26 protein-coding genes and 1 riboswitch are annotated in these 24941 nt (G+C 71.2%); of the genes, 14 read left to right on the top strand and 12 right to left on the bottom strand.

Features of this window, described 5'->3' with window-relative positions; translation table 11 throughout:
• Window positions 1-36: 36 nt before the first annotated feature.
• From PJ985_RS18550 to PJ985_RS18535, 4 genes are all read right to left on the bottom strand, one after another.
• Window positions 37-1062 carry an MDR family NADP-dependent oxidoreductase gene (locus PJ985_RS18550; protein ID WP_271684943.1) on the bottom strand — a complete coding sequence of 342 codons (1026 nt, stop codon included), beginning with the start codon at window positions 1060-1062 and terminating at the stop codon, window positions 37-39.
• Between the two features lie 78 nt (window positions 1063-1140).
• On the bottom strand, window positions 1141-2595 hold the full coding sequence (locus PJ985_RS18545) for an alpha/beta fold hydrolase (protein WP_271684942.1): 1455 nt from the start codon (window positions 2593-2595) through the stop codon (window positions 1141-1143).
• 61 nt (window positions 2596-2656) lie between these two features.
• Window positions 2657-4663: an amino acid adenylation domain-containing protein gene (locus PJ985_RS18540; protein ID WP_271684941.1), complete on the bottom strand. Its 2007-nt coding sequence runs from the start codon at window positions 4661-4663 to the stop codon at window positions 2657-2659.
• Window positions 4664-4698: 35 nt separating this feature from the next.
• Window positions 4699-5775: an ornithine cyclodeaminase family protein gene (locus tag PJ985_RS18535; RefSeq protein WP_271684940.1), complete on the bottom strand. Its 1077-nt coding sequence runs from the start codon at window positions 5773-5775 to the stop codon at window positions 4699-4701.
• 175 nt (window positions 5776-5950) lie between these two features.
• On the opposite strand from PJ985_RS18535, the gene PJ985_RS18530 reads away from it, so the two are divergent.
• Window positions 5951-6988, top strand: coding sequence for a ketoacyl-ACP synthase III family protein (locus PJ985_RS18530; protein ID WP_271684939.1), 1038 nt, complete (start codon window positions 5951-5953; stop codon window positions 6986-6988).
• A gap of 74 nt (window positions 6989-7062) precedes the next feature.
• On the top strand, window positions 7063-7890 hold the full coding sequence (locus PJ985_RS18525) for a 2OG-Fe(II)-dependent halogenase WelO5 family protein (protein ID WP_271684938.1): 828 nt from the start codon (window positions 7063-7065) through the stop codon (window positions 7888-7890).
• 99 nt (window positions 7891-7989) lie between these two features.
• On the opposite strand, the gene PJ985_RS18520 is transcribed toward PJ985_RS18525, so the two are convergent.
• The 3 genes from PJ985_RS18520 to PJ985_RS18510 form a co-directional block, all read right to left on the bottom strand.
• Window positions 7990-8484 (bottom strand): hypothetical protein, encoded by a 495-nt coding sequence (locus tag PJ985_RS18520; protein WP_271684937.1) that lies wholly within the window; start codon window positions 8482-8484, stop codon window positions 7990-7992.
• 121 nt (window positions 8485-8605) lie between these two features.
• Complete coding sequence (locus PJ985_RS18515; RefSeq protein WP_271684935.1) at window positions 8606-9727, bottom strand: epoxide hydrolase family protein; 1122 nt, start codon at window positions 9725-9727, stop codon at window positions 8606-8608.
• Between the two features lie 58 nt (window positions 9728-9785).
• Window positions 9786-10967 carry a CaiB/BaiF CoA transferase family protein gene (locus tag PJ985_RS18510; protein WP_271684933.1) on the bottom strand — a complete coding sequence of 394 codons (1182 nt, stop codon included), beginning with the start codon at window positions 10965-10967 and terminating at the stop codon, window positions 9786-9788.
• Window positions 10968-11248: 281 nt separating this feature from the next.
• On the opposite strand from PJ985_RS18510, the gene PJ985_RS18505 reads away from it, so the two are divergent.
• The 5 genes from PJ985_RS18505 to PJ985_RS18485 all read left to right on the top strand — a co-directional run bounded on the left by PJ985_RS18505 (window position 11249) and on the right by PJ985_RS18485 (window position 16085).
• A complete protein-coding gene (locus PJ985_RS18505) occupies window positions 11249-12274 on the top strand; it encodes an ATP-binding cassette domain-containing protein (protein WP_271684931.1) in 1026 nt (341 codons plus the stop codon).
• Window positions 12271-13080, top strand: coding sequence for an ABC transporter permease (locus PJ985_RS18500; RefSeq protein ID WP_271684930.1), 810 nt, complete (start codon window positions 12271-12273; stop codon window positions 13078-13080). Before PJ985_RS18505 ends, PJ985_RS18500 begins: the two co-directional genes overlap by 4 nt.
• A 194-nt stretch (window positions 13081-13274) precedes the next feature.
• Entirely contained in the window at window positions 13275-14483 is a 1209-nt protein-coding gene (locus PJ985_RS18495) for a cytochrome P450 (protein WP_271684929.1), read from the top strand.
• A 34-nt stretch (window positions 14484-14517) separates the two neighbouring features.
• Window positions 14518-14841: a 2Fe-2S iron-sulfur cluster-binding protein gene (locus PJ985_RS18490; RefSeq protein ID WP_271684928.1), complete on the top strand. Its 324-nt coding sequence runs from the start codon at window positions 14518-14520 to the stop codon at window positions 14839-14841.
• Entirely contained in the window at window positions 14841-16085 is a 1245-nt protein-coding gene (locus PJ985_RS18485; RefSeq protein ID WP_271684927.1) for an NAD(P)/FAD-dependent oxidoreductase, read from the top strand. Before PJ985_RS18490 ends, PJ985_RS18485 begins: the two co-directional genes overlap by 1 nt.
• Before the next feature lie 61 nt (window positions 16086-16146).
• Here PJ985_RS18485 and PJ985_RS18480 read toward each other — a convergent pair whose 3' ends face one another.
• The 3 genes from PJ985_RS18480 to PJ985_RS18470 form a co-directional block, all read right to left on the bottom strand.
• A complete protein-coding gene (locus PJ985_RS18480; RefSeq protein WP_271684926.1) occupies window positions 16147-16647 on the bottom strand; it encodes a hypothetical protein in 501 nt (166 codons plus the stop codon).
• A 64-nt stretch (window positions 16648-16711) separates the two neighbouring features.
• On the bottom strand, window positions 16712-17827 hold the full coding sequence (locus PJ985_RS18475) for a hydrolase (protein WP_271684925.1): 1116 nt from the start codon (window positions 17825-17827) through the stop codon (window positions 16712-16714).
• A gap of 187 nt (window positions 17828-18014) precedes the next feature.
• Complete coding sequence (locus tag PJ985_RS18470; RefSeq protein WP_271684924.1) at window positions 18015-18482, bottom strand: SRPBCC domain-containing protein; 468 nt, start codon at window positions 18480-18482, stop codon at window positions 18015-18017.
• Window positions 18483-18665: 183 nt separating this feature from the next.
• Between PJ985_RS18470 and PJ985_RS18465 the strand changes: the two genes are divergently transcribed.
• From PJ985_RS18465 to PJ985_RS18450, 4 genes are all read left to right on the top strand, one after another.
• A complete protein-coding gene (locus tag PJ985_RS18465) occupies window positions 18666-19451 on the top strand; it encodes an SDR family NAD(P)-dependent oxidoreductase (protein WP_271684923.1) in 786 nt (261 codons plus the stop codon).
• A gap of 23 nt (window positions 19452-19474) precedes the next feature.
• Window positions 19475-20008: a flavin reductase family protein gene (locus PJ985_RS18460; RefSeq protein ID WP_271684922.1), complete on the top strand. Its 534-nt coding sequence runs from the start codon at window positions 19475-19477 to the stop codon at window positions 20006-20008.
• Complete coding sequence (locus PJ985_RS18455; RefSeq protein ID WP_271684921.1) at window positions 20005-20928, top strand: MBL fold metallo-hydrolase; 924 nt, start codon at window positions 20005-20007, stop codon at window positions 20926-20928. The genes PJ985_RS18460 and PJ985_RS18455 overlap by 4 nt, the downstream gene beginning before the upstream one ends.
• 78 nt (window positions 20929-21006) lie before the next feature.
• On the top strand, window positions 21007-21198 hold the full coding sequence (locus PJ985_RS18450; RefSeq protein WP_271684920.1) for a hypothetical protein: 192 nt from the start codon (window positions 21007-21009) through the stop codon (window positions 21196-21198).
• A gap of 183 nt (window positions 21199-21381) precedes the next feature.
• Here the strand turns inward: PJ985_RS18450 and PJ985_RS18445 are convergent, their stop codons facing one another.
• Window positions 21382-21825, bottom strand: coding sequence for a nuclear transport factor 2 family protein (locus PJ985_RS18445; protein WP_271684919.1), 444 nt, complete (start codon window positions 21823-21825; stop codon window positions 21382-21384).
• 184 nt (window positions 21826-22009) lie between these two features.
• Here PJ985_RS18445 and cofC point away from each other — a divergent pair, with 184 nt between their 5' ends.
• Window positions 22010-22717: a 2-phospho-L-lactate guanylyltransferase gene (gene cofC, locus PJ985_RS18440; RefSeq protein ID WP_271684918.1), complete on the top strand. Its 708-nt coding sequence runs from the start codon at window positions 22010-22012 to the stop codon at window positions 22715-22717.
• A gap of 79 nt (window positions 22718-22796) precedes the next feature.
• Here cofC and PJ985_RS18435 read toward each other — a convergent pair whose 3' ends face one another.
• Window positions 22797-23120, bottom strand: coding sequence for an antibiotic biosynthesis monooxygenase family protein (locus PJ985_RS18435; protein WP_271684917.1), 324 nt, complete (start codon window positions 23118-23120; stop codon window positions 22797-22799).
• Between the two features lie 231 nt (window positions 23121-23351).
• Between PJ985_RS18435 and PJ985_RS18430 the strand changes: the two genes are divergently transcribed.
• Window positions 23352-24500 (top strand): methyltransferase domain-containing protein, encoded by a 1149-nt coding sequence (locus PJ985_RS18430; protein ID WP_271684916.1) that lies wholly within the window; start codon window positions 23352-23354, stop codon window positions 24498-24500.
• Window positions 24501-24561: 61 nt separating this feature from the next.
• Window positions 24562-24684, top strand: a riboswitch (cobalamin riboswitch).
• 32 nt (window positions 24685-24716) lie between these two features.
• On the top strand, window positions 24717-24938 hold the full coding sequence (locus PJ985_RS18425; RefSeq protein ID WP_271684915.1) for a CbtB domain-containing protein: 222 nt from the start codon (window positions 24717-24719) through the stop codon (window positions 24936-24938).
• Window positions 24939-24941 lie beyond the last annotated feature (3 nt).

Raw genomic sequence — 24941 nt, 5'->3', positions numbered from 1 at the left:
GGGCCGGCCCACAGGTGGTGGCGACTGGTCGGGGGCTCAGCCGCCGAGCTTGACCAGCACATTTCCGGTGTACTTGCCTTCGAGCAGCGACTTCAGGGCACCCGGTGCCTCGGAGATGCCGCCCTCGACCACGGTGTGCGGGAAGACGAATCGCCCCTCGCCCAGCCACTGGCAGAAGTGCTCGGTCCACGCCTGGATCTGCTCGGGCGTGTGGTACGTGGCGAAGGGCCGGATGACGATCTGCCGGACGATGGCCGTCATGATGTCCAGCCGGGGGTGGCCCCCCAGTCCGTCGCCGACCTGGCCGGCCAGCGCTCCGCAGAGCGCGAACCGGGCGCCCTGGGCGGCAGCCTGCACCGCGGCCTCGAACTGCTCGCCGCCGACAGTGTCGAAGAAGACGTCGATCCCGTCGGGGGCGAGCTTGCGGAGCTGGTCCAGGACCGGCCCGTCGTGGTAGTCGAACGCGGCGTCGTAACCGAGCTCCTGCACCAGATAGTCGACCTTGGCCGGGCTGCCCGCGCTGCCGATCACCAGTTTGGCCCCGCGGCACTTGGCGATCTGCCCCGCCAGGGACCCCACCCCTCCGGCTGCCCCGGAGACGTACACCACGTCTCCCTCGGTCACCTCGGCGATGTCCACCATCCCGTGGTAGGCCGTCGGCCCCTGGGTCAGGAAGTGCTTGGGGTCCGGGAACAGTCCGTCGGGGAGCTTCCCGAACTCGGAGGCCGCCGCGACGGAGTACTCGCCCCAGCCGTCAGCATGTGCCACCGTGTCACCGACGGAAAGATCGGGGCTGTTGGAGCTGACCACCGTGCCCACCGCTGAACCCCACAGGCGCTGTCCGGGTGTGTAGGGCGGCATCGGCAGATCGGGGTCCGGCTTCATGAGGTCCTGCATCACAGCGGATACCTGCAGGTACTCGTTCCGGACGACCACCTCGTCGGGGCCGGGCCCGGCAACCTCCGCCTCCACCAGATCGAAGTTCTTCTCAGTGAGCTCACCGGTGATATGTGAAGCAAGACGGATTTCGCGTGCCGTGTGCGGCACTGGCTGACCGGTCATGAAGTTCTCCTTGTCCCATTGGACCTGTATGCCCTTGCGAGTGTGCCCGTGGCCGCTCGAATTTCCCTGGAGTACCGGTCAGGCACCTCGTGGGTCGGGAGCGACGGCCGGCCGGGGCGGGCCGGGGCAGTGCACCCTGGGGGGCGGAAGCACCCCTTCGAGGAGGTACCGGTCGACGTGCGCGTCGACCGCGGTGTTGCCGCAGCGGCGGTAGATTTCGTGCTCGCCCGAGTCGTCCACCATGATCAGGCTGTGGCCCAGCCGTTCGGCCATGGCGGTGGCACCGCTGTGGTGATCGAGGGGATCGCCGTCCGCCTGCACGACGATGCCCGGCGGATATCCGGCCCGTTCCAGGACGGTGGGCGGCTCCGGCGGGCTGAAGGACCGGAAGGTCCCGACCCACGGCTGTGCGCGGAGCACACCGTAACCGTAGGGATAGTGCTCGCGGAAGGCCCGCATGTCGCGGTAGTAGGTCTCCAGGTCCGTCGGCCAGTCGGTCTCGCAGGTCACCGCTTCCAGGACCGCCTCCCGGAAGCCCCCCGCGGCCTTGCCCGGACGCCAGGTCGACTGGCCCGCGAGCAGCGCGGACACCTGCTCGGCGTTCCCCTCGGCGAGGGCCGCCCGCAACCGGCCCACGGTCAGGGCGAGGTCCTCCCAGCGGGGACGGCTTGCCGAGAGCGTGCCGATCATCCCGTCGACCCGGGTGTGCAGCGCGTGGTCACCGGCGCCCGCGACCGTCTCGACCGTTGCCAGCACCGCGGCAGCCGAGGTTCCCAGGCCGAAGTGGCCGTCCCGTTCGCCGGTCCATTCCGCCCATTTGTCGACGTTCTCCCGGGTGGCGACGGCCTGGGACATGAACTGCTCACGCCAGGTCCAGCCGGGGTGCACCGAGGAGTCCAGCACGCTGCGGTCCAGCCGCCCGGGGAAGAGGGTGCCGTACACGGCACCGAGCAGCGTGCCGTAGGCGTAACCGAGGTAGCTGATCCTCTCCTCACCGAGCACTTCCCGGATGACGTCCAGGTCACGGGCGGAGTTGCGGGTGCTGATGTGCCGGCGCAGGGAGCCGCCGGCCCGCTCGCAGCCCCGCTCGCGCTCCCGCATGTCCGCCGTCAGGCCCGCGAAGTCCTCGTCGGAAGGGCGCGAATCGAAGGACACCGTCGTCGGTGACTCCTCCGCGTGGAGTTGAGTGGAGTCCCCTGTGCCGCGCAGATCGACCCCGATCAGGTCGTAGGCTTCCGCGACCGGGCTGTCCGCCAGCTGTTCCGGAAGCCGTCTGCCCAGGCCGCCGTCGCCGCCCGGACCTCCGTGGACGGCGACGAGCACCCCGCGGCGTGCCGCCGGGTCCTTCGCGCGGAGCCTGCTGACGGCCAGGGTCAGCCGGGCACCCTGCGGATCCCGGTAGTCCACCGGCACCTCGAGGGTGGCCAGCTCCAGCCGGCTGCCGTCCCCGGGCACCGACCAGCGGGGAGGCCGGGCGCGGAACCCGGTGTGTTCGTCCTGACGTGACTTCTCTCGGTTCGGTATCACCGGCACCGCGGAACCTCCATGTTGTGAGCGGGGTGTTCGTTCTTGGGGCGGACGGTCCGCGGGACCGTCAGGCCGCCTGCTTCCCGAGCGTCTCGGTGAGAGCCGCCACCGTGGGAGCCCGGTAGAGGAGCCGGACGGACACCGGGGTGCCCAGTACCGACCTGATCCGGGCGGTGAGCCGGCCCGCCATCAGCGAGTGCCCGCCCAGCTCGAAGAAGTTGTCGTCCGGTCCGACGGACGGCACCCGCAGTGCCTCGGCGAACAGTTCGCACAGGGTGCGCTCCCGGTCCGTCCGCGGCTGCCGGGAACCGGTGGCCTGCTGCGGCAGCGGTGCGGGCAGCGCCGCCCGGTCCACCTTCCCGTTCGGGGCCAGGGGGAAATCGTGCACGGGCACGAAGACGGCGGGGATCAGATGGCCGGGCAGCACACGCACGGCGTGCTGCCGGACCGCCGCCATGTCGACGCCGCCGATCACGTACGCCACGAGCTGCGGCCCGCCGGTCCCGTCCGGCCGGGCGACCACGACGGCCCGGCTGACTGCCGGGTGCGCCAGCAGCGCCGACTCGATCTCGCCCGGCTCCACCCGGAAGCCCCGCACCTTCACCTGGTCGTCGGTACGGCCGTGGAACTCCACGTGCCCGTCGGCGTTGTACCGGCCCAGGTCCCCCGTGCGGTACATGCGGGAACCCGGCGGCCCCTGGATGTCGGCGACGAAGCGCTGGGCGGTCAGCGCGGGCCTGTCCCGGTAACCCCGGGAGACCTGGGGCCCGGAGATGTACAGCTCCCCCTGCTCGCCGGGGGCCACCGGAGTGAGCCGCTCGTCGAGCACGTACAGCCGGACGTCGGGGATCACCGGGCCCAGGGGGGCCGTCGCGGGCCACCGGGAGGGATCCCCGGGAAGCGTGTACGCGGTGGCCACATGGACCTCGGCGGGGCCGTAGATGTTGTGCAGCCGGATACCGGAGCGACGGCAGAAGTCCCGCAGGCCTCCGTCGACCTGCAGCGCCTCGCCGCCCTGGTACACGTCGGTCAGGGACGGCAGGGCGCTGCCCTTCTCCTGGGCGGTCAGCATCAGGGACTCGATGGCCGCGGTGGGCGCGTACAGCTCCTGCACCCGGCACCGGTCGATCCAGTCCACCAGCTCGCCGGGGTCCCGGCGGGTGTCGTCGCTGGGCACCACCAGAGTCTTGCCGGCCACCAGCGTGCCGAGGATCTCCTGCACCGAGAAGTCGAAGCCGATCGCGGTGAACTGGGCGGTGCGCGTACCGACCCCCCCGGGCAGCGCCGCCCGGTGCCAGGCGAGCAGGTGCAGGAGTCCCCCGCCGGGCATCGCGATGCCCTTGGGCCGGCCGGTCGAGCCCGAGGTGTACACCACGTAGGCCGGATGCTCCTCGCGGAGCGCGACCGGCCGGTCGTCGTCGACCGGGTTGTGCTCCGCGCAGTCTGCCGGGTCCGCCTGCCCCGGGCCGTCGAGGAGCAGCGTGCGGGCGCCCTCGACGTCCTCCCGGCCCATCCGGCGCAGGAGCGCGGAGGTGGTGAGGACACACGACGGCCGGGCGTCGTCGAGGAGGTAGCCGATGCGGTCGGCCGGATACTCGGCGTCCACCGGCAGGTAGGCGGCTCCGGCCTTCAGTGCGGCGAGCAGCGCGACGATCAGCTCCGCCGACCGCGGCAGCACCAGGGCGACCGTGTGCTCCGGGCCGATGCCCCGGGACAGCAGGTGGTGCGCGAGCCGGTTCGCCTCGGTGTTGAGCTCGGCGTAGCTGAGCGTGCGGTCCTCCGACTCGACGGCCGTCACGTCGGGTGTCCACCGGACCTGTGCCTCGAACAGGTCGACGGGGAGCCCTTCCGGAGCCGGAGCGTCCCCCGGTTTCTCCTCCGCGCGCACGAGTGTCCTCGGCCGCAGGTCGGTCCAGTGCTGCTCGATGTGGTCCAGGCATTCCTCGCGGGTGCGTCCGGCCACCACTGCGCGCCACCCGGCCGGGACCGTGGTGCCGGCCGGCCACAGACAGTGCTGCCCCTCGTCGTTGACGAGGATGCCGAATTCCCCTGCCGGGTCGTCGAACGGATTCACGTGATCACTCCCTCCGGGAGACTCCGGCGCGGCACTCAGCGGGCATCGACGAGTTCGCGCAGCTCGATGTCCGACCCGGCCTGGGCCGAGTACGGGTCCAGCGCGTCGGAGGGGTAGTGCTCCAGGGCGATGGCGGTTCCCGCGCCGAGCTCGGCGGCGGCTTCCAGGAACACGTCGAGAGCCAGGTGGTCCAGATAGGCGATGCCGGTGGAGTCGAAGACCGTCAGCCGGCTGCGGGCCGCCAGGGCCGTCTCCGGTTCGGCGCACAGCCGCCGGAGCTCCGGGCCCTGTTGTGCGGCGGTGAGCTGCTGGCTCTCCCCCTCGCGCAGCGTCTGCTCCGGGTGGTCGGGGCAGACCAGGGCGCGCAGCAGAAGGCTCCTGGGCAGCTCGGTCTTGCCGATGAGATCGGAGCCGACGGCGTTGATGTGCAGGTGCTCGCGGGTGGGCCCGTCGGGGAGCACCGGACCCTGCCCCACGCCGACCGAGGTCACGGTGCTGATCACGTCGGCGTCCCGGCGGATCTCCTCGGGGGTGGCCGTCCTGACGTCCATGCCGAGGAACGCCACCCGCTCGGCGAAGCTCGCCAGGTGGGCCGGGTCCGTGTCCCAGGCCAGCACGGTGTCGAGGGGCAGCACCAGGCTGAGGGCGTGGAGCTGCGTCACCGCCTGGGCGCCGGTACCGATGAGGCCGAGAACCCGGCTGCCGGGGTCGGCGAGGGCACGGCTGGCAACGGCTGAAGCCGCTCCGGTCCGCAGGGCGGTGGGCAGCACCCCGTCTGCCACGGCGACCAGGCGTCCGGTCGTGTCGTCGAAACGGGTGATGGTGCCGAGAATGGTCGGCAGGCCGAAGAGCGCCGGGTTTCCGGGGCTGTAGGACACCGTCTTGATCGTGATGCTCTCTCCGGCCACCCGGTGCGGCATCCACTCGGTGATACCCGGTGCGGGGGAGGGCCGTTCGAAACCGTCCCGCAGCGGAGAAAGCGCCAGCCCTTCTCGGTATCCGTCCCGGAGCCCTTCCGTTATCCGGGAGATGATGCGATTCAGTATTTCCGACCTGCCCGCCTCCCGGATAATTCTGTGCATGTCGTCCTGGGTTATCAGCAGAGTTTTCACAGTCAACCTTCCGGTGGCGCCGGCTCGAGCGTTCTTCGGGCGGGCAAAGCGTCGTCGCCGCTGCTCGACAACTGCTAAAGACCTCCTCGACACGGCCTTCTCGAGCCGGGCTTGAGACCCCGGCGGAACGATGGAAGGGATACGGAATCGTGCGGTGCCGAATGAGGAGAGAGCTGTGCGCTGGAACAATCTTTACGTCGCCGGGCTGGGGTCCTACCTGCCGCCACAGGTGGAGACGGCCGAGGAGGCCGTCGCCGCGGGCCGGTACGACAGCCGGGAGAGCGTGACCAACGGCATCCGGCAGGTACGCGTCGCCGACGACACCGAGACCGGTCCGGTCATGGCCGCCCGGGCGGGGCGTGAGGCGGTGCGGAGAGCAGGGCTGGAGGGCGGTGGCATCGACCTGGTGCTGCACGCCTACGTCGGCCACCAGGGGCAGGAACTGTGGACACCGGCGAGCTACGTCCAGGCGGAGACCGTCGGCGGAAACGCCCCCGCGATCGAGATCCGGCAGGGCTCCAACGGAGGTCTGGCCGCGGTCGAGACGGCCGCTTCGCACCTGGCCGCCCGGCCGGACGCCGGGGCGGCGCTCGTCACCACCGGTGACGCGTTCCGGCTGCCGTACTTCGACCGCTGGTCCTCGGACCGGCAGCAGCCGCACGGGGACGGGGCCGGGGCCCTGGTGCTGTCCTCCCGCGCCGGCTTCGCCCGGGTCCTGTCGAGCGCCTCCTACAGCGCCCCGGCCCTCGAGCCGCTGTACCGGGGAGCGGCCTGGACCGACGCACCGTTCCACGACGGCAAGCCGGTGGAGCTGGGGAATCGCCAGCACGCCTTCCTCATGCGTGAGGAGAACTCCTACGAGCAGGTCGGGGAGCAGATCGGGGAAGGCTCCCGGACAGTTCTGGACAGGGCACTCGCCGACGCGGGTATCGCATTGGACGACGCCCAGTTCTTCATTCATCCGAATGTCGCGGAATCCGTCGTGGAGTATTCCTTCTACCAGTACGGCCTGGGCGTCGACAGATCACGCACGGTGTACGACTGGGCGCAGGACTTCGGCCACATGGGAGCCGGCGACGAGATCATCGGTCTGCATCATCTGGTCGAGTCGCGCCGTCCCCGCCCCGGTGATCTGGCGATCGCCATGGGCGTGGGGGCCGGCTTCGTGTGGACGGTCCTGGTCCTCGAGTTCCTCGACGTCCCGCACTGGTGACCATCGGAAACCGGCGGCAGCGCCACAGCAACGGAACCACCGGCACCACCTCAGCCCTACGAAGGGAATGACGCATGCAGACCGCAGCACAGCAGGGGCGCTACGTCTACGACAGCTCCACCGAAGCGATGACCGTCCACACCCTGTTCGACGCGGTGGAGACCAGTGAGCCGACCCGGGCGCAGTTGACCGGGCTCGCCGCGGGCACCACCGGCGCGCTGCACATCAGGGGCTTCTTCAGCCCTGCGGAATGCGACAGCGTGGTGCGCGGCATCGAGGAGCACCCCATGGGGAGTTACCGGTTCACACCGCCTATGGCGAAGCTCGGCCCGGCTGCCTACGACTACTACAAGACCGGCGCGCTGGGCAGTGAGTACTTCGAGCAGGCCGAGCACGACGCCCGGGTGCGGTCCACCCTGCTGGCCGGATCGGACCCGCTCACCGTCGCGCTGGACCGCTTGTCCCGGGCGTGGGGGAGTCCGGTGGAACCCGCCCGTGCTCAGGGCAGGCCGCTGTTCGCCGGTCTCATCCGTGAGATCAACAACGGAGCCCGGACGCACTTCGACGAGATCTCCCGTGAGTGCCCGACGGCCCTCGACGAGACGCCCGTCGCCCAGTTGGCGTTCAACTGCCACCTGACCGTGCCGGAGGGCGGCGGGGAGGCCGTCATATCCCGCCGGCGGTGGAAGCCCTCGGACGAGGCCCATCGGGAGGGGTACGGCTACAGTTCCCGGCTGGTCGAGGACGAACCGACCGTCACCCTGACTCCCCGGCTCGGGGACGCCGTCCTCTTCGACCCGCGCAACTTCCACTCGGTGGGCCGGCTGACGGGCGGGCGCAGGGTGACGCTGTCCTTCTTCCTCGGACTGCGGGCCGACGGTGTGCTCACCGTGTGGTCCTGACCGGTCCGCCGGCCCGGGTGCCTCCGGGCGCGAGACGGCGCCGGGGCGGGGGCTTGGAGCCCCCGGCCCCGGCGCCGTTTCGCGCCTGCGCCGCCGTCGTCAGCTGCAGTTCGGCAGCCAACCGGTCCGTGTCACCGAGACGGTGGCCTCCACCGTCCCCCAGGGAGTGCCGTCCGCGCCGAAGACCTCGGACATGCCGGAGCTCTGCACGCTGTGTGCCTGCTGCTGTGCCTGCTGGTCCACATGCACCCAGCCGACGGTCTCCCCGTCCTCGGCGAACAGCCGTTCCACCACCTGGTAGCTGAAGGTGTTGCCCCCGGTCGAGTGCCAGGTTCCTTCGCCTTCCCCGCCCCCGCCTTCCCCGCCGCCCGACGTCAGGCACACCTTCCCGCCCAGCGTGAAGGAGAGCGTCACCGGGCCCGAGCCTTCGGCGTGCTGCACCGTGCCGGTCCAGACGCCGACCGGGCCCCAGGGGCCCGCCTCCTCAGCCGCTTCGGAATCGGCCGCCACCGCGCCCGGTGTGGTCATGCTCAGCGAACCCACCAGACCCACGAGGGCCACGGCCGCCGCTGTCCGCATCCGTACGGATATCATCCCCGTCCTTCTCCTTCCTCGGTCAACCGCCCGGCGGTTCCTCCACTGCCGGGCGGTGCGTCAGACTTGCAGGACGGGCTCCAGGACCGGTCGAAGCGCGGTGCACGGCCGTCCACAGGCCTCATCGCAGCATCCTGGAGAACACCCGCAGCTCTGCCGCGAGCACTTCGGGCCGTTCCAGCGCGGCGAAATGCCCGCCGCTGTCGAGGTCCTTCCAGTAGCGCAGGTCGGTGAAGCGTTCCGCGGCCCACGCCCGGGGCAGCCAGGCATCCTTGGGGAAGACCGAGCAGCCGACGGGCACCTCCACCGGATGCATCGGCTCACTGTCGAAGCTCTCCCAGAACAGCCTCAGCGAGGAGGTGCCGGTGCCGGTGAGCCAGTACATGGTGACGATGTCCAGCAGCCGGTCCCGCCCCACGGCCTTGGTGAGGTCGCCGTCATGATCGGCCCAGGCCCAGAACCGGTCGGCGATCCACCCGAGCAGCGCGGCCGGGGAATCGTTCAGGCCGTAGCCGAGTGCCTGCGGCCGGGTCGACTGGATGGCGGCGTAACCCGACCGGTTCTTCCCGAAGCCCGCCATGCGCGCCATCGCGGCCCGGTCCCGCTCGTCCAGCTCCACCTGCCGCTCCGGGGGCCGGGCCAACGGCATCGTGAGGTGGACGCCCGCCACATGCCGGGGGTCGTTGGTGCCCAGCGCCGCCGAGACCCACGAGCCCCAGTCCCCGCCGTGGGCGAGGTAGCGGTCGTACCCCAGACCTGCCATCAGCTCGGCCCAGGCGTCGGCGATGCGCCCCACCGACCATCCCGTCCGGTCGGGGCGGTCGCTGAAACCGTGTCCGGGAAGGGACGGGCAGACGACGTGGAAGCTGTCCGCCGGGTCCTCCGGTTCGGTCAGCAACTCGATGATGTCGAGGAACTCGACCACGGTGCTCGGCCAGCCGTGCGTCATCAGCAACGGGGTCGCGTCCGGGTTGGACGACCGCACATGGAGGAAGTGCACCCCGAGGCCGTCGATACTGGTGCGGAACTGCGGCAGCGCCGCCAGTCGGGCCTCGGTGGCCCGCCAGTCGTACTCGTTCGCCCAGTAATCGCACAGCTCCTGCACGAAGGCGAGCGGGGTTCCCTGGGACCAGTCCCCGACCGTCTCCGCCTCCGGCCAGCGGGTCCGGGCCAGCCGTTCCCGCAAGTCGGTCAGGGCGGATTCCGGGATCGAGGGCTGATAGGGGGTGATGTCCGGTGTCACTGGTGTTCTCCTCCCGCGCACGGTGTCGCTCGGTTCCGCTGCAGGCTAGGAAGAGGGTCTACAGAGCCGGTCGAGCCGCCCCCGAGGCGAGGAGCCGCTCGACCTCCGGCTCCGTGAAACCGCAGATACCGGTCAGCACCTCCCGGGTGTGTGCCCCCGTGGTGGGAGCCGGAGCGGGGCGCCCCGGAGACGTGCGGTCGAACCGCGGGGCCGGAGCGGGCTGCGGTGCTTCGGCACCCGGGTCCACAGAGGCCGTCAGGAAGGTTCCCCGCATCCGGTGGTGCGGGTGCTCCGCGGACTCCGTGACGCTGAGGACGGGGGTGACACAGCCCCCGGTGCCACGGAAATGCTCGGCCCACTCGTCGCGGGTCCGCGTGGCGAAGCACCCGGCGAAGAGCTGCCGCAGGGCCGGCCAGTCCGCGGGGAGGTCCCGGTCAGGAAGCTCGTGCGCGCAGAGGCCGAGACCGTCGAGCAACTCCTCGTAGAAGCGGTCCTCCAGTGCCCCCACGGCGACGAAACGGCCGTCCGCGCAGGCGTACACGTCATAGAAAGGGGCACCGCCGTCCAGCAGGTTGCCGCCCCGGCCGGCCGTCCACTGACCCGCCCGGGTCATCCCCAGCAGCATCCCGGTGAGGGAGGCAGCGCCGTCCACGATCGCCGCGTCCACGACCTGCCCGAGCCCGGACCGCTGCCGCTCGTAGAGGGCCGCCAGGACTCCGCCGACCAGCAGCATGCCCCCACCCGCGAAGTCGCCCAGGAGGTTGAGCGGGGGCACCGGCGGCCCGCCCTGCTGCCCGATGGCGTCCAGCACCCCGGTGAGCGCGATGTAGTTGATGTCGTGACCGGGTTCCGCGGCAAGCGGCCCGTCCTGTCCCCAGCCCGTCATCCGGGCGTACACCAGACGCGGATTCCGGTCCCGGCAGTCCGCCGGGCCGATACCCAGCCGCTCGGCGACTCCGGGCCGGAAACCCTCGACCAGCACATCGGCGCCGTCGGTCAGCCGGAGCAGGGCCTCCGCGCCGGCGGGCTGCTTCAGGTCCAGCGCCACCGAACGGCGGCCGCGGTCCAGGATCTCGTGCCAGTCGGCGAACGAGCGGGCGCCGTCGGCCCGGTCCACCCTGATCACCTCGGCTCCCAGATCTGCCAGCACCATGCAGGCATAGGGTGCCGGACCGATACCGGCCAGCTCGACGACCCGGAGGCCGCCGAGCGGCCCGCCATTCTCCCCAGCAGTAGTCATCCGGCGAGCGTGCGGGCCGCACTCGGAGGAGCGCCGGAGTCCGACTCGTGCCGGCCCGGGTTACGCCTCGAGTCCGCGTCGGAGCCCGGGGGCGCTCCCTCCTGCCCGGGGGCTTCCGCGCCTGCCCGCGGCCGCTCCAGGTGGGTTCCACGCCGATTCGAGTACCGGCGGGGAGACTGCTGCCCCAGTACCGCCCGGGCCAGCCTCGCGACCGGCGCCCGGTCGACTCACGAGCGAGCCGCAGTCATGCGCGAGCCGCATCGAGGATGAAGGAGACAACTATGGCAGCAGCCATCGTCGCAGAGGGCCTGGTGAAGCGATTCGGCGCGGTCACCGCTCTGGACGGGCTCAGCCTCACGGTCGAGGAGGGTTCGGTCATGGGCCTGCTCGGCCCGAACGGGGCCGGCAAGACCACCACCGTGCGGGTGCTCGCCACCCTCCTTCAGCCCGACCAGGGCCGGGCGACCGTCGACGGTCTGGACGTGTCCGCCGACGCCCGGGCGCTGCGGACCCGCATCGGTCTCTCCGGTCAGTACGCGGCCGTCGACGAGGACCTGACCGCCCGGGAGAATCTCACCATGGTGGGCCGTCTCTACCACCTGGGCCGGCGCAGGGCGCAGGCACGCACGGACGAACTGCTGGAGCAGTTCGATCTGGCGGAGGCCGCGAACCGGCCGGTGAAGGGCTATTCGGGAGGCATGCGCCGTCGTGTCGACCTCGCCTGCGCGCTGGTCGCCAAGCCGTCGGTGCTGTTCCTGGACGAGCCGACGACCGGACTGGACCCGCGCAGCCGGATCACCATGTGGAAGGTCATCACCGATCTGGTCGCCCAGGGGAGCACGCTGCTGCTGACCACGCAGTACCTGGAGGAGGCCGACCAGCTCGCGGACCGGATCGCGGTGATCGACCACGGCAGGGTCATCGCCGAGGGCACCCCCGACCGGCTCAAGGAGCAGGTGGGAGGTGAGCGGCTGCAGTTCACCCTGGGGCCGGACGCCCCGCTGGACGCGGCCCGGTCCGCGCTCGCCCCGTTGGCGGCCGGGGACATCACCGTGGAGGAAGGCTCCAGGCGGATCTCGGTGCCCGTCACGGACGGCGCCGAGGCGCTGCTCGCCGGCGTCCGCTGCCTCGACGGGGCGGCGGTGCGGGTGGTGGACGTCCAGCTGCGCCGGCCGACTCTCGACGAGGTGTTCCTCGCCCTCACCGGGACCGACGCCCCGCCGCCGGAGGACTCCGCCCTGCCGGCAGCCGAAGCGCGCCCGGAAACAGCCGCACAGGACCAGCGCACGAAGGAGACGGTAGCGTGACCGCCCTGACCCAAGCACTCGGTGACGGAGCGGTCATCGCCCGTCGGAACGTCATCAAGAATCAGCGGGTGCCGGATGTTCTGGTTTCCTCGACTGTCGCGCCGATCGTCTTCATCCTGCTGTTCGCCTATGTGTTCGGCAGTGCGATCGATGTCCCCGGGTCGGGCTACCGTGAGTATCTGATCGCGGGCATCCTCGTCCAGAGCATGCTCTTCACGGCCTCGAACACGGCCGTCGGTCTGGCGGACGACCTCAAGAAGGGGGTCGTGGACCGCTTCCGGTCCCTGCCGATCTCCCAGTCCGCGGTACTCGTCGGACGCACCACCAGCGACCTGATCAACAACGTCATCGTGCTCACCGTCATGGCGATCACCGGCCTGCTCGTCGGCTGGCGCATCCGCTCCTCGGCGCTCGACGCCGTCATGGGCTTCGCCCTGCTGTTCCTCTTCGCCTATGCCGCTTCCTGGCTGATGGCCGTCGTCGGCCTGATGGTGCGCTCCACCGAGGTGCTTGCCAACGTCATTCTCATGACCATCCTCCCGCTGACCTTCATCTCCAACGCCTTCGTCCCCACCGAGGGTCTGCCGGGCCCGCTGCGGGTGATGGCGGAGTGGAACCCCATCTCCGCGGTGGTGCAGGCGAGCCGGGAGCTGTTCGGCAACACGGCGCCGCAGGCGGCAGCCGTCCAGTCGGAGGCCTGGCCCCTGCAGAACGCGGTGCCGGCGTCCCTGCTGTGGATCGCCGTCCTGCTGATCGTGTTCGTTCCGCTGGCCATCCACCGCTACCAGAAGGCGGTGAGCCGCTGACTCGGGTACGCGCGGGCGTGCCGAAGGGGCACCGGGTCTCCGGTGCCCCTTCGGCACGCCCGCGCGTCGCACCCCTCCGTGCCCGCACCCACGGAGTCAGGGCCCGGCCGGGGCCTTGAGCGGGATTCAACGACGCGTCCAGAGCACCGCGGGACCGTGGGCACGTCGTTCCACGCCGAGGAGAGGGAAGACCCATGACCGTGCAGGCTGCGGAGACCGACGTGACGTTCCCCTACGCGAGGAAATGCCCGTTCAGCACTCCCGAGGAGTACACGGAGATGCGCGAACAGGACGTTTCACAGGTCACCCTGAGGGGGTCGGGGCTGCGGATCTGGACCGTGACGGGCTATCAGACCATCCGGGACCTGCTCACCGATCCCCGGGTGAGCGCCTCCCGGAAACACGCCAACTTCCCCTTCTACTTCATCGCCCCGCCCGAGTTCCGCACCGAGACCTCGTTCATCGGCTACGACGGCGCCGAGCACACCAAGACGCGCCGCAAGGCCGCCCTCACCTTCACTCACCGGCAGGTGCAGCGGCTGCGCCCCCGTATCGAGGAGATCGTCGACCAGCACATCGACACGATGCTCGCCATGGAGGGGCCGGTGGACATGCACCGGGTGTTCTCCCTGTCCGTGCCCATGACGGTGATCTGCGAGCTGCTCGGCATCCCGCAGGACGAGCACGAGTTCTTCATCAAGCACGGCACCGCCCTGCTGGGCGGCCACAGCTCGGCCGAGGAGCGGCAGGCCGCGATCGTCGAGGTCAACGCCTACGTCGAGAAGCTGATCAGGATCAAGGAGCAGGAGCCCGGCGAGGACCTTCTCAGCAGGGCGATGGCGGACTACCGGGAATCCGGGGAGGAGTACAGCGACCGCGACCTGTTCAACATGGTCCGGCTGCTGATGAACGGCGGCCACGAGACCACCGCCAGCCAGATATCGCTCGGCACCGCCTGCCTGCTGGAGAACCCCGACCAGCTGGAGCTGCTCAAGGCCGACCCCTCCCTCGTGCGGCCCGCGGTGGAGGAGCTGGTGCGGATCGCGACCATCGGCGACACGGCCATCCCACGAGTGGCGCTGGAGGACATCGAGATCGGCGGCCAGGTGATCCGTAAGGGCGACGGCATTCTCTGCCTGGGCCTGGCCGGCAACCGCGACCCCGAGGTCTTCCCCGAGCCCGAGAAGCTCGACATCAGCCGCGGCAGCCGCAAGCACCTCGGCTTCGGGCACGGGGTGCACCACTGCATCGGCGCGGACCTGGCCCGCCTGGAGCTGGAGATCGTGTGGAGCAAGCTCTTCCAGCGCATCCCGACCCTGCGGCTCGCCAAGCCCTTCGAGGAGATCCCGCGCAAAGAAGGAGCGGTCATCTACGGACTCTGGGAACTGCCGGTCACCTGGTGACAGTGGCCCGCCAAGACTCAGGAGGAGAGCGCTCATGGCAAAGATCATTTACAAGCATGCGAACGGCAGCGAGACCGTCGTCGACGTCAGCACCCCGAACACCGTCATGCGCGGGGCGAAGACCCACGCGGTCGAAGGCATCGTGGCCCAGTGCGGCGGCTCCGCCCAGTGCGGCACGTGCCACGTCTACATCGACGCACACAACACGCTGCCGCTGCCGCCCATGGACGAGGTGGAGGACGACGTGCTGTACGGCACCGCCAGTCCCCGGCGGGACACCAGCCGGCTGAGCTGCCAGCTGCCGGTCTCCGACGAGATCGACGGTCTGGTCGTTCACCTGCCGGAGACTCAGCTCTGATGGCCGCCGCCACCCGGCAGGTGGTCATCGCCGGCGCCGGTCAGGCCGGCGCCACCGCCGCGGCGGAGCTGCGCGCGCGCGGGTTCACCGGCTCCGTCACCCTGGTGGGGGCGGAGGAACCACTCCCCTATCAGCGGCCACCCCTGTCGAAGGGGTATCTCGCGGGCGGGACGGGCACGGCGGACCTGCTGCTGCGCCCCGCTTCCTTCTACGCCGACCAGGACATCGAGCTGGTGCTCGGCGACGCGGCGGCGGCCATCGACCGCGACGGCCAGTGCCTGACCCTCGCGTCCGGACGGCAGCTCCGGTACGACCGGCTCGTCCTGGCCACCGGGGCACGGCCCCGGCCGTTGCCGGTGCCCGGCGCCGGTCTCGACGGGGTGCTGGGGCTGAACACGCTGACCGACGCCGCCACCCTCCGGGAAGGGCTCGCCGACGGGCTGCCGCTGGTAGTTGTGGGGGGCGGCTTCATCGGTCTGGAGGCCGCCGCGACCGCCCGCGCCCTCGGGCAGCAGGTCACCGTGGTCGAAGCGGGCCCGCGCGTCATGGCGCGCGCCGTGAGCCCCACGCTGTCCGACCACCTGACCGCCCTGCACCGCGGGCAGGGCACCCGCATCATGCTGGGCCGGGACGTGGTCGCACTGCACGGGGACGCCGCGGGGCGGGTCCGGTCGGTGGAACTCGACGACCGGACGCTGCTCCCCGCCGGTCCGGTACTGGTGGGGATCGGCGTTCTGCCCCGGACCGGGCTGGCCACGGCGGCCGGGCTGGCAGTCGGTGACGGCATCCTCGTGGACCGGCAGCTGCGCACCAGCGATCCGGCAATCCACGCGATCGGGGACTGTGCGCGCTTCCCCAGCCCTTTCGCCCGGCGGCAGGTGCGGCTGGAGTCGGTGCAGAACGCCACCGACCAGGCGCGCTGCCTGGCCGCGGTGCTCTGCGGCGAGCCGGAGCAGTACCGCGCCGTGCCCTGGTTCTGGACGGAACAGCACGGCGCCCGCGTCCAGATCGCCGGCCTCACCCAGGGCAGCGACCGGAGGGTGATGACCGGGCATCCGTCCACCGGGCGGTTCTCCGTCTTCTGCTTCCGCGGTGAGCAACTCCTGGGTGCCGAGTCGGTGAACCGCACGGCCGATCACATGATCACCCGGCGGCTGCTCGCCGGCGGCGACCCCGGGCTTTCCCCGGAGACGGTGGCCGCACCGGGCTTCGACCTGAAGTCGTTCCAGCGTCAGCCCGTGTGACACCGCGCGCGCCGCCCGCGGCCGGAAGGCCGCGGGCGGCGGGATACGCGTACGGTCCGGCTCAGTTGCGGGTCCCGTTGATGGTGACCTGCACACTCACGATGAGCTGATCGTCGGCGTCGTACATGTGGGTGACCCCCCGGCTGACGAACGTGTCCCCCTTCAGGACCGCACGCTGGTTGATGTCGAGCCAGCCGACGTACGTGCCGTCGTCCTCGATCATCGGCTCCACCACCGCGAAGCTGAAGCGGTTGGGTCCCTGGGGCTTCCAGGTCCCTCCTCCCGGCCCGGCCGGGGGGAGGACCAGAGCCCTGTGGTTGGGGGTGAAGTGCAAGGTGCTCCGGTGGCTGCCCATGCCTTCCACGCTGACCTCGGCCGACCAGCTGCCGGTCGCCGCGGACAGCTTCGATGCGTGCGCGGAGGGCGCCTGCGCGGACGGCGCCTGCTGCACCGCCGACGAGGTGGTCATCGGCGCTGCGGCCAGGACAACCATTCCGGCGACCAGCAGCGCCCGGAGTCTTCTGCCCCGTCTGCTGCCCATTCCACATGCCTTTTCCGTCATGGCCTTCTCCTTCTTGTGGGTGTGTCCGGTGTTTCCGGTGCGCCGGCCGCGGATGCGGAACCGGTCACTCCGGCGGTCCGATCAGGACAGCCGCGTAACTCCTGGCGGCAGAGGTCCCGTACTGGAGGGCGACGTGGCTCGTCGCCGAGGTGACATCCCGCCAGAAGCGCTCCAGCGGCGCGCCCACGGTGAGCCCGCTCGTACCGCCGGCGCGCACGAGCAAGTCGAGTGCCTCCTGCAGAAGCTGCGCCGCGCAGGCGGCGTTGCGCTCACTGCGCGCCACGATCTGCGGGCTGAACAGCCCCTGGTCGGCCGTCCTGGCGTTCTCCTCGACGAGGTGCCGCGCGGCGTGCACCAGGCCGGAGGCGTGGACCAGCCTGGTCTCGCCGGTCTCGGTGCGCCGTCGGCCGGTGAGGGTGGCAGCACAGGCCGCAAGCGCACCGGCGGCAGCCCCGACGGCGGGAGCGAGGAAGGTCAGGCCGCTGAGCGCCTGGAAGGGCACGTTGTGGGCCGGCAGGGACGACCCGGCGTTGCGGCCGCTGAGCAGTTCCGGCCTGGCGAAGGTCAGTGCCTCGGGGACCAGTACGTCCTCCACGGTGACCGTGTGGCTGCCGGTCGCCCGCATGCCGGTGTTGTCCCAGGTGCGGCGCACCGTGAAGCCACCCCGGGGGACGGCGAGGAACCGAAGCTCCGGCGGTCCTTCCCCGGACCCGGCCGCCGCACAGAGCAGCACCCAGTCGGCGAAGTCGACCCCGCTGACGTACCCCCAGGAGCCACTGAGCCGCCATCCGCCCTCGGCCGGCACGGCCTTCCCCGAAGGGATCAGACCGGCGGCAACGGCCGTGTCCGGTCCGGCACCCCAGAGCTGCCGCTGTCCCTCTGCGGGCAGGTGAGCCGCGATACGGGCCGAGTAGGCGGCCAGCGAGGCGCACCAGGCCGTGGCGGCACAGCCCTCGCCGACCCTGATGACCGCGCGGGTCAGGTCCTCGAAGGAACCCTCCGCGCCACCCCACCGGGAGGCGACGAGGTGCCGGGCGAAGCCGTCGGCAGCGATCGCCTCGACGACCTCCGGGTGCAGTGCGCGCGTCCGGTCGGCCTCGGCCGCGTACCCGCCCGCCAGCAGGGCGGTCCTCTCCGCGGCCGGTACCAGGCCGGTGTCCGTTCGTATGCCGGTGAGCATCCTCGTGACCTCCTGTGATGACGGACTTTCCACAGCCCGGCCAGCGTCGGGGGCCCTCCTCGAATACGGGTCCATCCCCGCTGGACCTGCCGTCCCGCCCCGGCCGGGCAGCAAAGGCACCGGCCCCCTGCCCGGTGTTCGGGGCAGGGGGCCGTTCCCACCGGTGCCGGAGCAGTCGGTGCCGCTGTCAGAAGAGCTTCGCGAAGCGTTCGAGGGTCTCCCCCGGGCTGGGCCCGTCGAGCGCCTGGAAGATGCGTTCCGCGCCCTCGCCGTGCTGGTGGAGCTTCACGTGCGCCAGCTCCACCCTGGTGCGACGGTCGTCCACGGGCGTGAACCGGACCTCGATCTCACTGGCGAACTCGTCGTCCGGCAGCGGCTGCCAGCGCGGCGAGACACGCCAGGTCATGGACAGCCCGAGGGGCGGCTCCCAGGTGAGGACGCGCCCCCAGGCGATCTCCCGGCCCTCCCCGTCCCACTCGTAGTACCGCCCGCCCACCTGCGGCTCGAAGGCGAGACCCGCCCGCGGCTTGTCCAGCAGGACGTGGGTCGGCGGCCACCAGTCCTCCGGACGCGTGGTGAAAACCTTGAAGCACTGGTCGGGAGTGGCCTCCACGATCACTGACTTCCGTACGTCGGGGAGCGGCTGCTCGGCCATGGGGTCTCCTCGTTCACATGTGGACGTCGGACCGGGCCAAGGTCCCGCGCCCTCCTCGACAGCACGTCGACGGCCACTCGACCGGCCACGCTCCACCGCCGCCCGAGAGCGGGGCGAGGACTCTCCGAGGAACCGTTGTCACGGTCAGCGCCACCCGAGCCGTGCGAGCACTGGAGACACAAGATGACCGAAACGGGACGACGGATCGCCTTCATCACCGGGGCGACCAGCGGAATCGGCCTCGCCGTCACCGAGATGCTGGCCCGCCAGGGCATCGCGGTGTTCGGCTGTGCGCGTTCCGCCGAGGACGTGCAGGCCCTGGTGAAGCGCCTGCGCGAGGAAGGTCTGGAGGCCGCCGGCACAGCCTGTGACGTCTCTTCCGCCGAACAGGTCACCCATGCCGTCGCCGCCGCGGTGGAGGAGTACGGCCGGATCGACATCCTGGTCAACAACGCGGGTCGCGGCGGAGGCGGCGTAACCGCCACGCTGGCGGACTCCCAGTGGTTCGACGTGATCGACGTCAACCTGCACGGCGTCTTCCGCGTCACCAGGGAGGTGCTGCGCCACGGCGGCATGCTGGAGAACGGCTGGGGCCGGGTCATCAGCATCGCGTCCACCGGCGGCAAGCAGGGCGTGGCGCTGGCCGCCCCGTACTCCGCGTCCAAGCACGGTGTCATCGGCTTCACCAAGGCGGTCGGCAACGAGCTGGCGAAGACCGGCGTCACCGTGAACGCCGTCTGCCCCGGCTACGTCGAGACACCGATGGCCCAGCGGGTCCGGCAGGGATACGCCGGCCACTGGGGTATCACCGAACAGGACGTCCTGGAGAAGTTCCAGGCGAAGATCCCCATGGGCCGCTACTCCACTCCGGAGGAAGTCGCCGGCCTGGTCGGCTACCTCACCACGGACACCGCCGCCTCGATCACCTCGCAGGCCCTCAACGTCTGCGGCGGGCTCGGGAACTACTGACCGACCCGGGAAGGAACCTCATCATGCCGAACGCCGGAAACGCCCTGGTCGCCGGACCGGACACCGCTGCCTTTCGCGCCGCCATGGGGTGCTTCCCCACCGGAGTCACCCTGCTGACCCGGGGCAGCGGCCCCAGCACCCGCGTCATGACCGTCAACAGCCTGACCTCGCTGTCCCTCGATCCGCTGCTCATCTCGGTCTCCGTCACCACGGACGGCAGGATGCGTCCCCTGGTGGAGCAGACCGGGAGCTACGCCGTCAATGTCCTCTCCGAGTCGCACCGTGAGCTGGCCGGCGAATTCGCACGGCGCGACCGGCCCGACGGTGTCGCCGCGATGCTGCGCTGCGGCGCGGTGGAAGGGATCACCGGCAACGCGGTGGTCCCCGACGCGGTCGCGTCCTTCGAGTGCCTCCTGCACGCGGTCCACCCGGCGGGGGACCACGTCCTGCTGATCGGCCGGGTCGTGGCGCTGCACGGAGGAGCGGCCGGCAGCCGTCCACTGCTGTTCCACCAGGGCAGCTTCAGCCGGCTCCCGCAGCCGGAGGAGGACCGGTGAGCGCCGCCATGACCACTGCCGGTCCGGGAACGCTGCACGAGATCGCCGAAGGGGTGCACGCCTTCGTCCAGGAGGACGGCGGCTGGTGCCTGAACAACGCCGGCCTCGTCACCGACGGCGGTTCCGCGCTGCTCATCGACACCGCGGCGACACAGGCACGGTCCCAGCAGTTGCGGGACCAGGTCGAGAGGGTGGTTCCCGGGGGGCCGGGCCTGCTCGTCAACACCCACTTCCACGGCGACCACGTCTTCGGCAACTCCCTGTTCACGCCGCGCGCCCGCATCATCGCCCATGACAGTGCCCGTTCCGACATGGCGGAGTCAGGGCTCGGTCTCTGCGGCCTGTGGCCGGATGTCGCATGGGGGGACATCTCCCTGACACTGCCCGATCTGACGTTCCCGGACCGGCTGACCGTGCACGTCGGAGAACTGCGCGTGGAGCTGATGCACCTGGGGCCGGCCCACACCGGAGGGGACGTCCTGGCCTGGATTCCGGAGCGCGGCGTGCTGTTCACCGGCGACACGGTGTGGTCGCAGGTCACTCCCTTCGTCCTGATGGGGTCCTTCGAGGGTTCGTTCCGGGCTCTGGAGCAGATGCGGGCACTCCGCCCGCGCCTTGTGGTCTCCGGGCACGGCCCGGTCGCCGGACCGGAGGTACTGGACGAGACCGAGGAGTACCTGCGCTGGGTGCTGCGGGTGGCCGACGACGGTCTGCGCAACGGACTCCCGCCGCTGGACGCGGCCCGCACCGCCGGTCTCGGTGCCTACGCCCGCCTGACGGACTCCGAACGGCTGGCCGCCAATCTGCATCGCGCCTATGCCGAACGCCGGGGAACCCCGCCCGGGGCGCCGATCGATGTGCTGGCCGCGTTCCAGGACATGGTCACCTTCCACGGCCGGCTTCCGGACTGTCACGCCTGAACCGATGATCAGCCACGCCCCTCCCCCGGAGGGCCGATAAGGAAAGGAAAAAACCAGCAGCATACGAGAGGATGCATCATGGACACGCAGACCCTGGAGCCGACGACGACGGCTCCGGCGACACTGACGCAGTACCCCGAACCGACCCCGGAAGTGCCGGCACCCGCAGTGCCGGCACCGGACGTTCCCCCCCTGCTGACACTGCCCCGGCTGCTGGCCGGGGAGGAGGACGAGGGCTTCGAGCCGCACATCTGGCGTGGCGTCGACTGACCCGCCGGTGTCCCGGGCCCCGGCCCGCCGACGGCCATACAGCGCGTGATCCCCGCCGTATGGCCGTTCCGGCTGAGCTCACCCGCTCACCACCGAGGCGCGCACCCGCCCCGGTGGCCGCGCCCGGACCGGACGCGGCCACCGCAGGATGCTGCCCCCCGCTCCCCCGCACGGGACCCGTGCTCAGGGCTGCGCGGGGGTGTCCCGGTGGATCACCCGCGACTGCGTGAACAACTGCCCGTCGCGCCGCACCAGCACGTCGTCCACCGTGAAGGTCGGCTGGAACGCCACCTTCCCGTCCCGGTCCGTCTGGGTGACCAGGGTGTAGTACGACACGTGCACGGTGTCCTCCCCCTGCGGTTCGATCAGCAGCTTGTCGAACCAGTGCCGGACGGCGATTCCCTGGTAGCGGGGCAGATTGGCGCGCATGCCGGCGATCATCGCCTCGCGCCCCTCGGCCCGCTCCCCCGAGGCGTGCACGACCACGCCGTCCGCGGTGAACGTATCGGCGAACCCCTCGATGTCGAGGGAATCGACATGACGCATCTGCCGCGCGAAGAACGTCTGCACCTCCGCGTACAGATCTCCACTGACCTGCTGTGTCCTGGACTGGACCGGGTGGACCACGACTCGCTCCTCTCGTCGCCGGTCCCTCCGGACCGGGACCGGACCTCTTGGGTCCCGATCGTGCAGGGCCGCCCTCCAGCGGTGCTGGAGGACCGCTCCACCCGCCCCGGCCCGGATTCTCCTCCCCGGTGCGCTCCGCCGGGCCTCCGCCCGTTCTCCAGCCTCCTCCCCCAGCATCTGCGTCATGACAGGGCCTTCCGGCGGATCACCCATCCCCCACCCACGCGCCGCCGAAGTCGCGTGGGCGGTGATCCTGCCGGTCGAGCCCTTCTCCCACGCCAAGGCCGGTTTCGCCCCGGTCACCGGGTACCGGCGCGGGGAGCTGGCGCACGCCCTCTTTCTGGACACCCTGCGGGCGGTGCGGGCCACCGAGTGCGTGGGCCTGGTCGTCGTGGCGACCGGAGACCCGCTCGCCGCCCGGCAGGCCCGGACGCTCGGCGCGGTCACCGCCGAAGCGCCTCCCCGGAGCGGGCTGAACACCGCCGTCCGGCACGGTGCCGCGCTCGTCGCCTCCCTGGCGCCCACAGCGGCCGTCGCCGCTCTCACCACTGATCTGCCGACTCTGCGGCCGTCCGAACTGCGGCGGGCGCTGAGCGCCGCGGGTGCCCACCCCAGGGCGTTCGTCAGCGACCGGAACAGCGGGAGCACCACCGTGCTGACCGCCTGCAGCCCGGACCGCCTCGCACCGTCCTTCGGCTCCGGATCCCGCCTGCGGCACACCCGGGGCGGCGCCCACGAACTCGCCATTCCCGGCATCGTCGGCCTGCGCCTCGACGTGGACACCCCCGGGGACCTCATCGCCGCCCGCCTGCGCGGCCTGGGTCCCTACACCTCCGCCATTCTGTCCACCTGGGAAGCCACCCGCCCCGCTCTCAGCGCCCACGCCCGCTGACCGTTCCCACGGAGACCCGCACGCCCCGCCGGACCGGGAAATCCGGCACCCGACGGGGACAGGACAGGGGCACCCGGGGTCAGGGGACCCTGGGGGACGCCTGCTGGACGACCTCGAAGGACCAGAGGGTGGAGCCGGAGGCGGCGGGCCTGCGGCCGCTCTCCCCGCCCTGATCCCCGTGCGCCTCGCGCATCGAACCGCTCATCCAGTTCTGGAAGTCCTCCTCGCTGCGCCAACGGGTGTACACCAGGTACTGGTCGGTGCCCTCCACCGGGCGGAGCAGCTCGAACCACTCGAAGCCGTCGGAGTTCTCCACGGAGCCGGCCCGGGCCGCGAAACGCTTCTCCAACGTCTCGCGCTGCTCGGCCGGCACCTGCAGTACGTTGATCTTCACTACGCTCATTGCTCCATACTGCCTCACCCCCCGGCCCACCTCCCGCAATGCGGGCGCCGCGGCGAGGGCCTTCACGGGGGAGCGGCGCCATGGCCTCGGGCCCGGAGCCGGCGTCGCCGCGGACACCGCACAGCGGATGCGGCACAGCCGATCCACCGGCCATGCTGCTAGGGGTGGACGGGAAGCCGTGGCAGGGTGCTGTGGCCGGTCACGTGGAGCAGTGAGTCAGCGAAGGGGCGCGTGGAAGTGCAGCGTACCGAGGACCTGGACCGAGAGGCCGCGCCGCTGCGGGAGCAGCTCGTGGCGACCCTGGAGAGCGCGGGAGTACTGACCGATCCCGCCTGGCGGGAAGCTTTCCGGCGGGTTCCGCGGCACGTGTTCGTGCCCGCCTACTACGATCCCTCCGGGCTCCGGATCTGCCCGGAGGAGCCCCGGCTGCGGCGGACCTGGCTCGTCGGAGTGCACTCCGACGAGGCGCTGGTCACCCAGCGGACCAGCGGGGAGCCGACCTCCTCCAGCTCGCAGCCGTCCCTGATGGCCACGATGCTTCACGAACTGCGGGTGGCCGACGGTCAGCAGGTCCTGGAGATCGGCGCGGGCACGGGATACAACGCCGCGCTGCTGGCGCACCGGCTCGGCGACGACGCCGTCACCAGCATCGACCTGGCTCCCGGGCTGACGGCCGCGGCCCGGGCCCACCTCGCGGCCGCCGGGCACGCACCGTGCGTGATCACCGGTGACGGTGCGGACGGCTGGGCGGAACGGGCCCCTTACGACCGCATCATCGCGACCTGCCGCATCGACGCCGTTCCGACGGCCTGGCTCCGGCAGCTCACCGAGGACGGGATCATCCTGGCCCCACTCGGCCACGGGCTGGTACGGCTGCACCGGACCGGTGAAGCGCAGGCGGGCGGCCCGTTCCTCGGTACCGCGTACTTCATGCCGCTGCGCACGGAGACCTCGGGCCGCGGGCGCGCCGTGCCCGTCGATGCGGACCCCGCCGAGGCCCGCACCACCCGGCTGTCGGCGACGGACAGCGCGGACGACGGTTTCCGCTTCCTGGTGAGCATCATCGAGCCTGACCTGGAGTGGAGCCGCGACCTGTCGGCCGGACGGGAGCGGTGCGGTGTCCGGGTCCGGGCGGCCGACGGCTCCACTGCCCGGCTGGACCGGGAGAACCGGGTCGCCGAAGCCGGACCGCGCAGGGTGTGGGCCCGGCTGGAGGAGGCGCACCAGGTGTACGAAGCCGCGGGACGGCCGGGCCCCGAGCGGTTCGGCCTGAGTGTTGACGGTGACCGGCAACGTGTGTGGCTCGACAGCCCGGACGGGCCCTCCTGGCCGCTGCCGAGGTCGCAGGGTCGTCCCGAGGAGGCGACGAGCCCGCCATGACGGTGCCGTGCGCATCACGTTGACAGGGGCACGCCCCGCTGCGACTCTCAGTACTTCCGCAATTTCATAGCGAGGCGACGGAGCCCAGGAACCCGGTGCGAACCCGGGACGGTCCCGCCACTGTGTCCGGACAGCCCTTGTGCTGGCCGGAAGTCAGGAACTGACCCGTCGCTCTCCGATCCATGGGGCGTGGAAACCCCAGGAGGAGGAATTCTGATGTCGCAGCACCTCGCGTCGCCGGCCGCCGGGACCGGCGCCGGTACGGACACCACCGTCCCCGCCCGTGACTGGACCATCGCCGCCTTCATCGCGGTCATCGCGCTGCTCGCCCTCTGGGCAGTCTTCTTCGACAACGGTCAGGCGATCGCCGCCACCGGTGCCTACCTGCACGAGTTCTCGCACGACGGCCGTCACCTCTTCGGCGCCCCCTGCCACTGACCC

The organism is Streptomyces sp. ACA25, assembly GCF_028200735.1.
Classification (GTDB): domain Bacteria; phylum Actinomycetota; class Actinomycetes; order Streptomycetales; family Streptomycetaceae; genus Streptomyces.
This window is presented reverse-complemented; position numbering and strand designations above follow the sequence as displayed.

Excerpts from the sequence above, each read along its gene's own strand:
- PJ985_RS18550 (WP_271684943.1), bottom strand. The coding sequence starts at position 1,062 with ATGACCGGTCAGCCAGTGCCGCACACGGCACGCGAAATCCGTCTTGCT.
- PJ985_RS18525 (WP_271684938.1), top strand. The coding sequence starts at position 7,063 with ATGCAGACCGCAGCACAGCAGGGGCGCTACGTCTACGACAGCTCCACC.
- PJ985_RS18520 (WP_271684937.1), bottom strand. The coding sequence starts at position 8,484 with ATGATATCCGTACGGATGCGGACAGCGGCGGCCGTGGCCCTCGTGGGT.
- PJ985_RS18510 (WP_271684933.1), bottom strand. The coding sequence starts at position 10,967 with ATGACTACTGCTGGGGAGAATGGCGGGCCGCTCGGCGGCCTCCGGGTC.
- PJ985_RS18505 (WP_271684931.1), top strand. The coding sequence starts at position 11,249 with ATGGCAGCAGCCATCGTCGCAGAGGGCCTGGTGAAGCGATTCGGCGCG.
- PJ985_RS18495 (WP_271684929.1), top strand. The coding sequence starts at position 13,275 with ATGACCGTGCAGGCTGCGGAGACCGACGTGACGTTCCCCTACGCGAGG.
- PJ985_RS18490 (WP_271684928.1), top strand. The coding sequence starts at position 14,518 with ATGGCAAAGATCATTTACAAGCATGCGAACGGCAGCGAGACCGTCGTC.
- PJ985_RS18485 (WP_271684927.1), top strand. The coding sequence starts at position 14,841 with ATGGCCGCCGCCACCCGGCAGGTGGTCATCGCCGGCGCCGGTCAGGCC.
- PJ985_RS18480 (WP_271684926.1), bottom strand. The coding sequence starts at position 16,647 with ATGACGGAAAAGGCATGTGGAATGGGCAGCAGACGGGGCAGAAGACTC.
- PJ985_RS18475 (WP_271684925.1), bottom strand. The coding sequence starts at position 17,827 with ATGCTCACCGGCATACGAACGGACACCGGCCTGGTACCGGCCGCGGAG.
- PJ985_RS18470 (WP_271684924.1), bottom strand. The coding sequence starts at position 18,482 with ATGGCCGAGCAGCCGCTCCCCGACGTACGGAAGTCAGTGATCGTGGAG.
- PJ985_RS18465 (WP_271684923.1), top strand. The coding sequence starts at position 18,666 with ATGACCGAAACGGGACGACGGATCGCCTTCATCACCGGGGCGACCAGC.
- PJ985_RS18460 (WP_271684922.1), top strand. The coding sequence starts at position 19,475 with ATGCCGAACGCCGGAAACGCCCTGGTCGCCGGACCGGACACCGCTGCC.
- PJ985_RS18450 (WP_271684920.1), top strand. The coding sequence starts at position 21,007 with ATGGACACGCAGACCCTGGAGCCGACGACGACGGCTCCGGCGACACTG.
- cofC (WP_271684918.1), top strand. The coding sequence starts at position 22,010 with ATGACAGGGCCTTCCGGCGGATCACCCATCCCCCACCCACGCGCCGCC.
- PJ985_RS18435 (WP_271684917.1), bottom strand. The coding sequence starts at position 23,120 with ATGAGCGTAGTGAAGATCAACGTACTGCAGGTGCCGGCCGAGCAGCGC.
- PJ985_RS18425 (WP_271684915.1), top strand. The coding sequence starts at position 24,717 with ATGTCGCAGCACCTCGCGTCGCCGGCCGCCGGGACCGGCGCCGGTACG.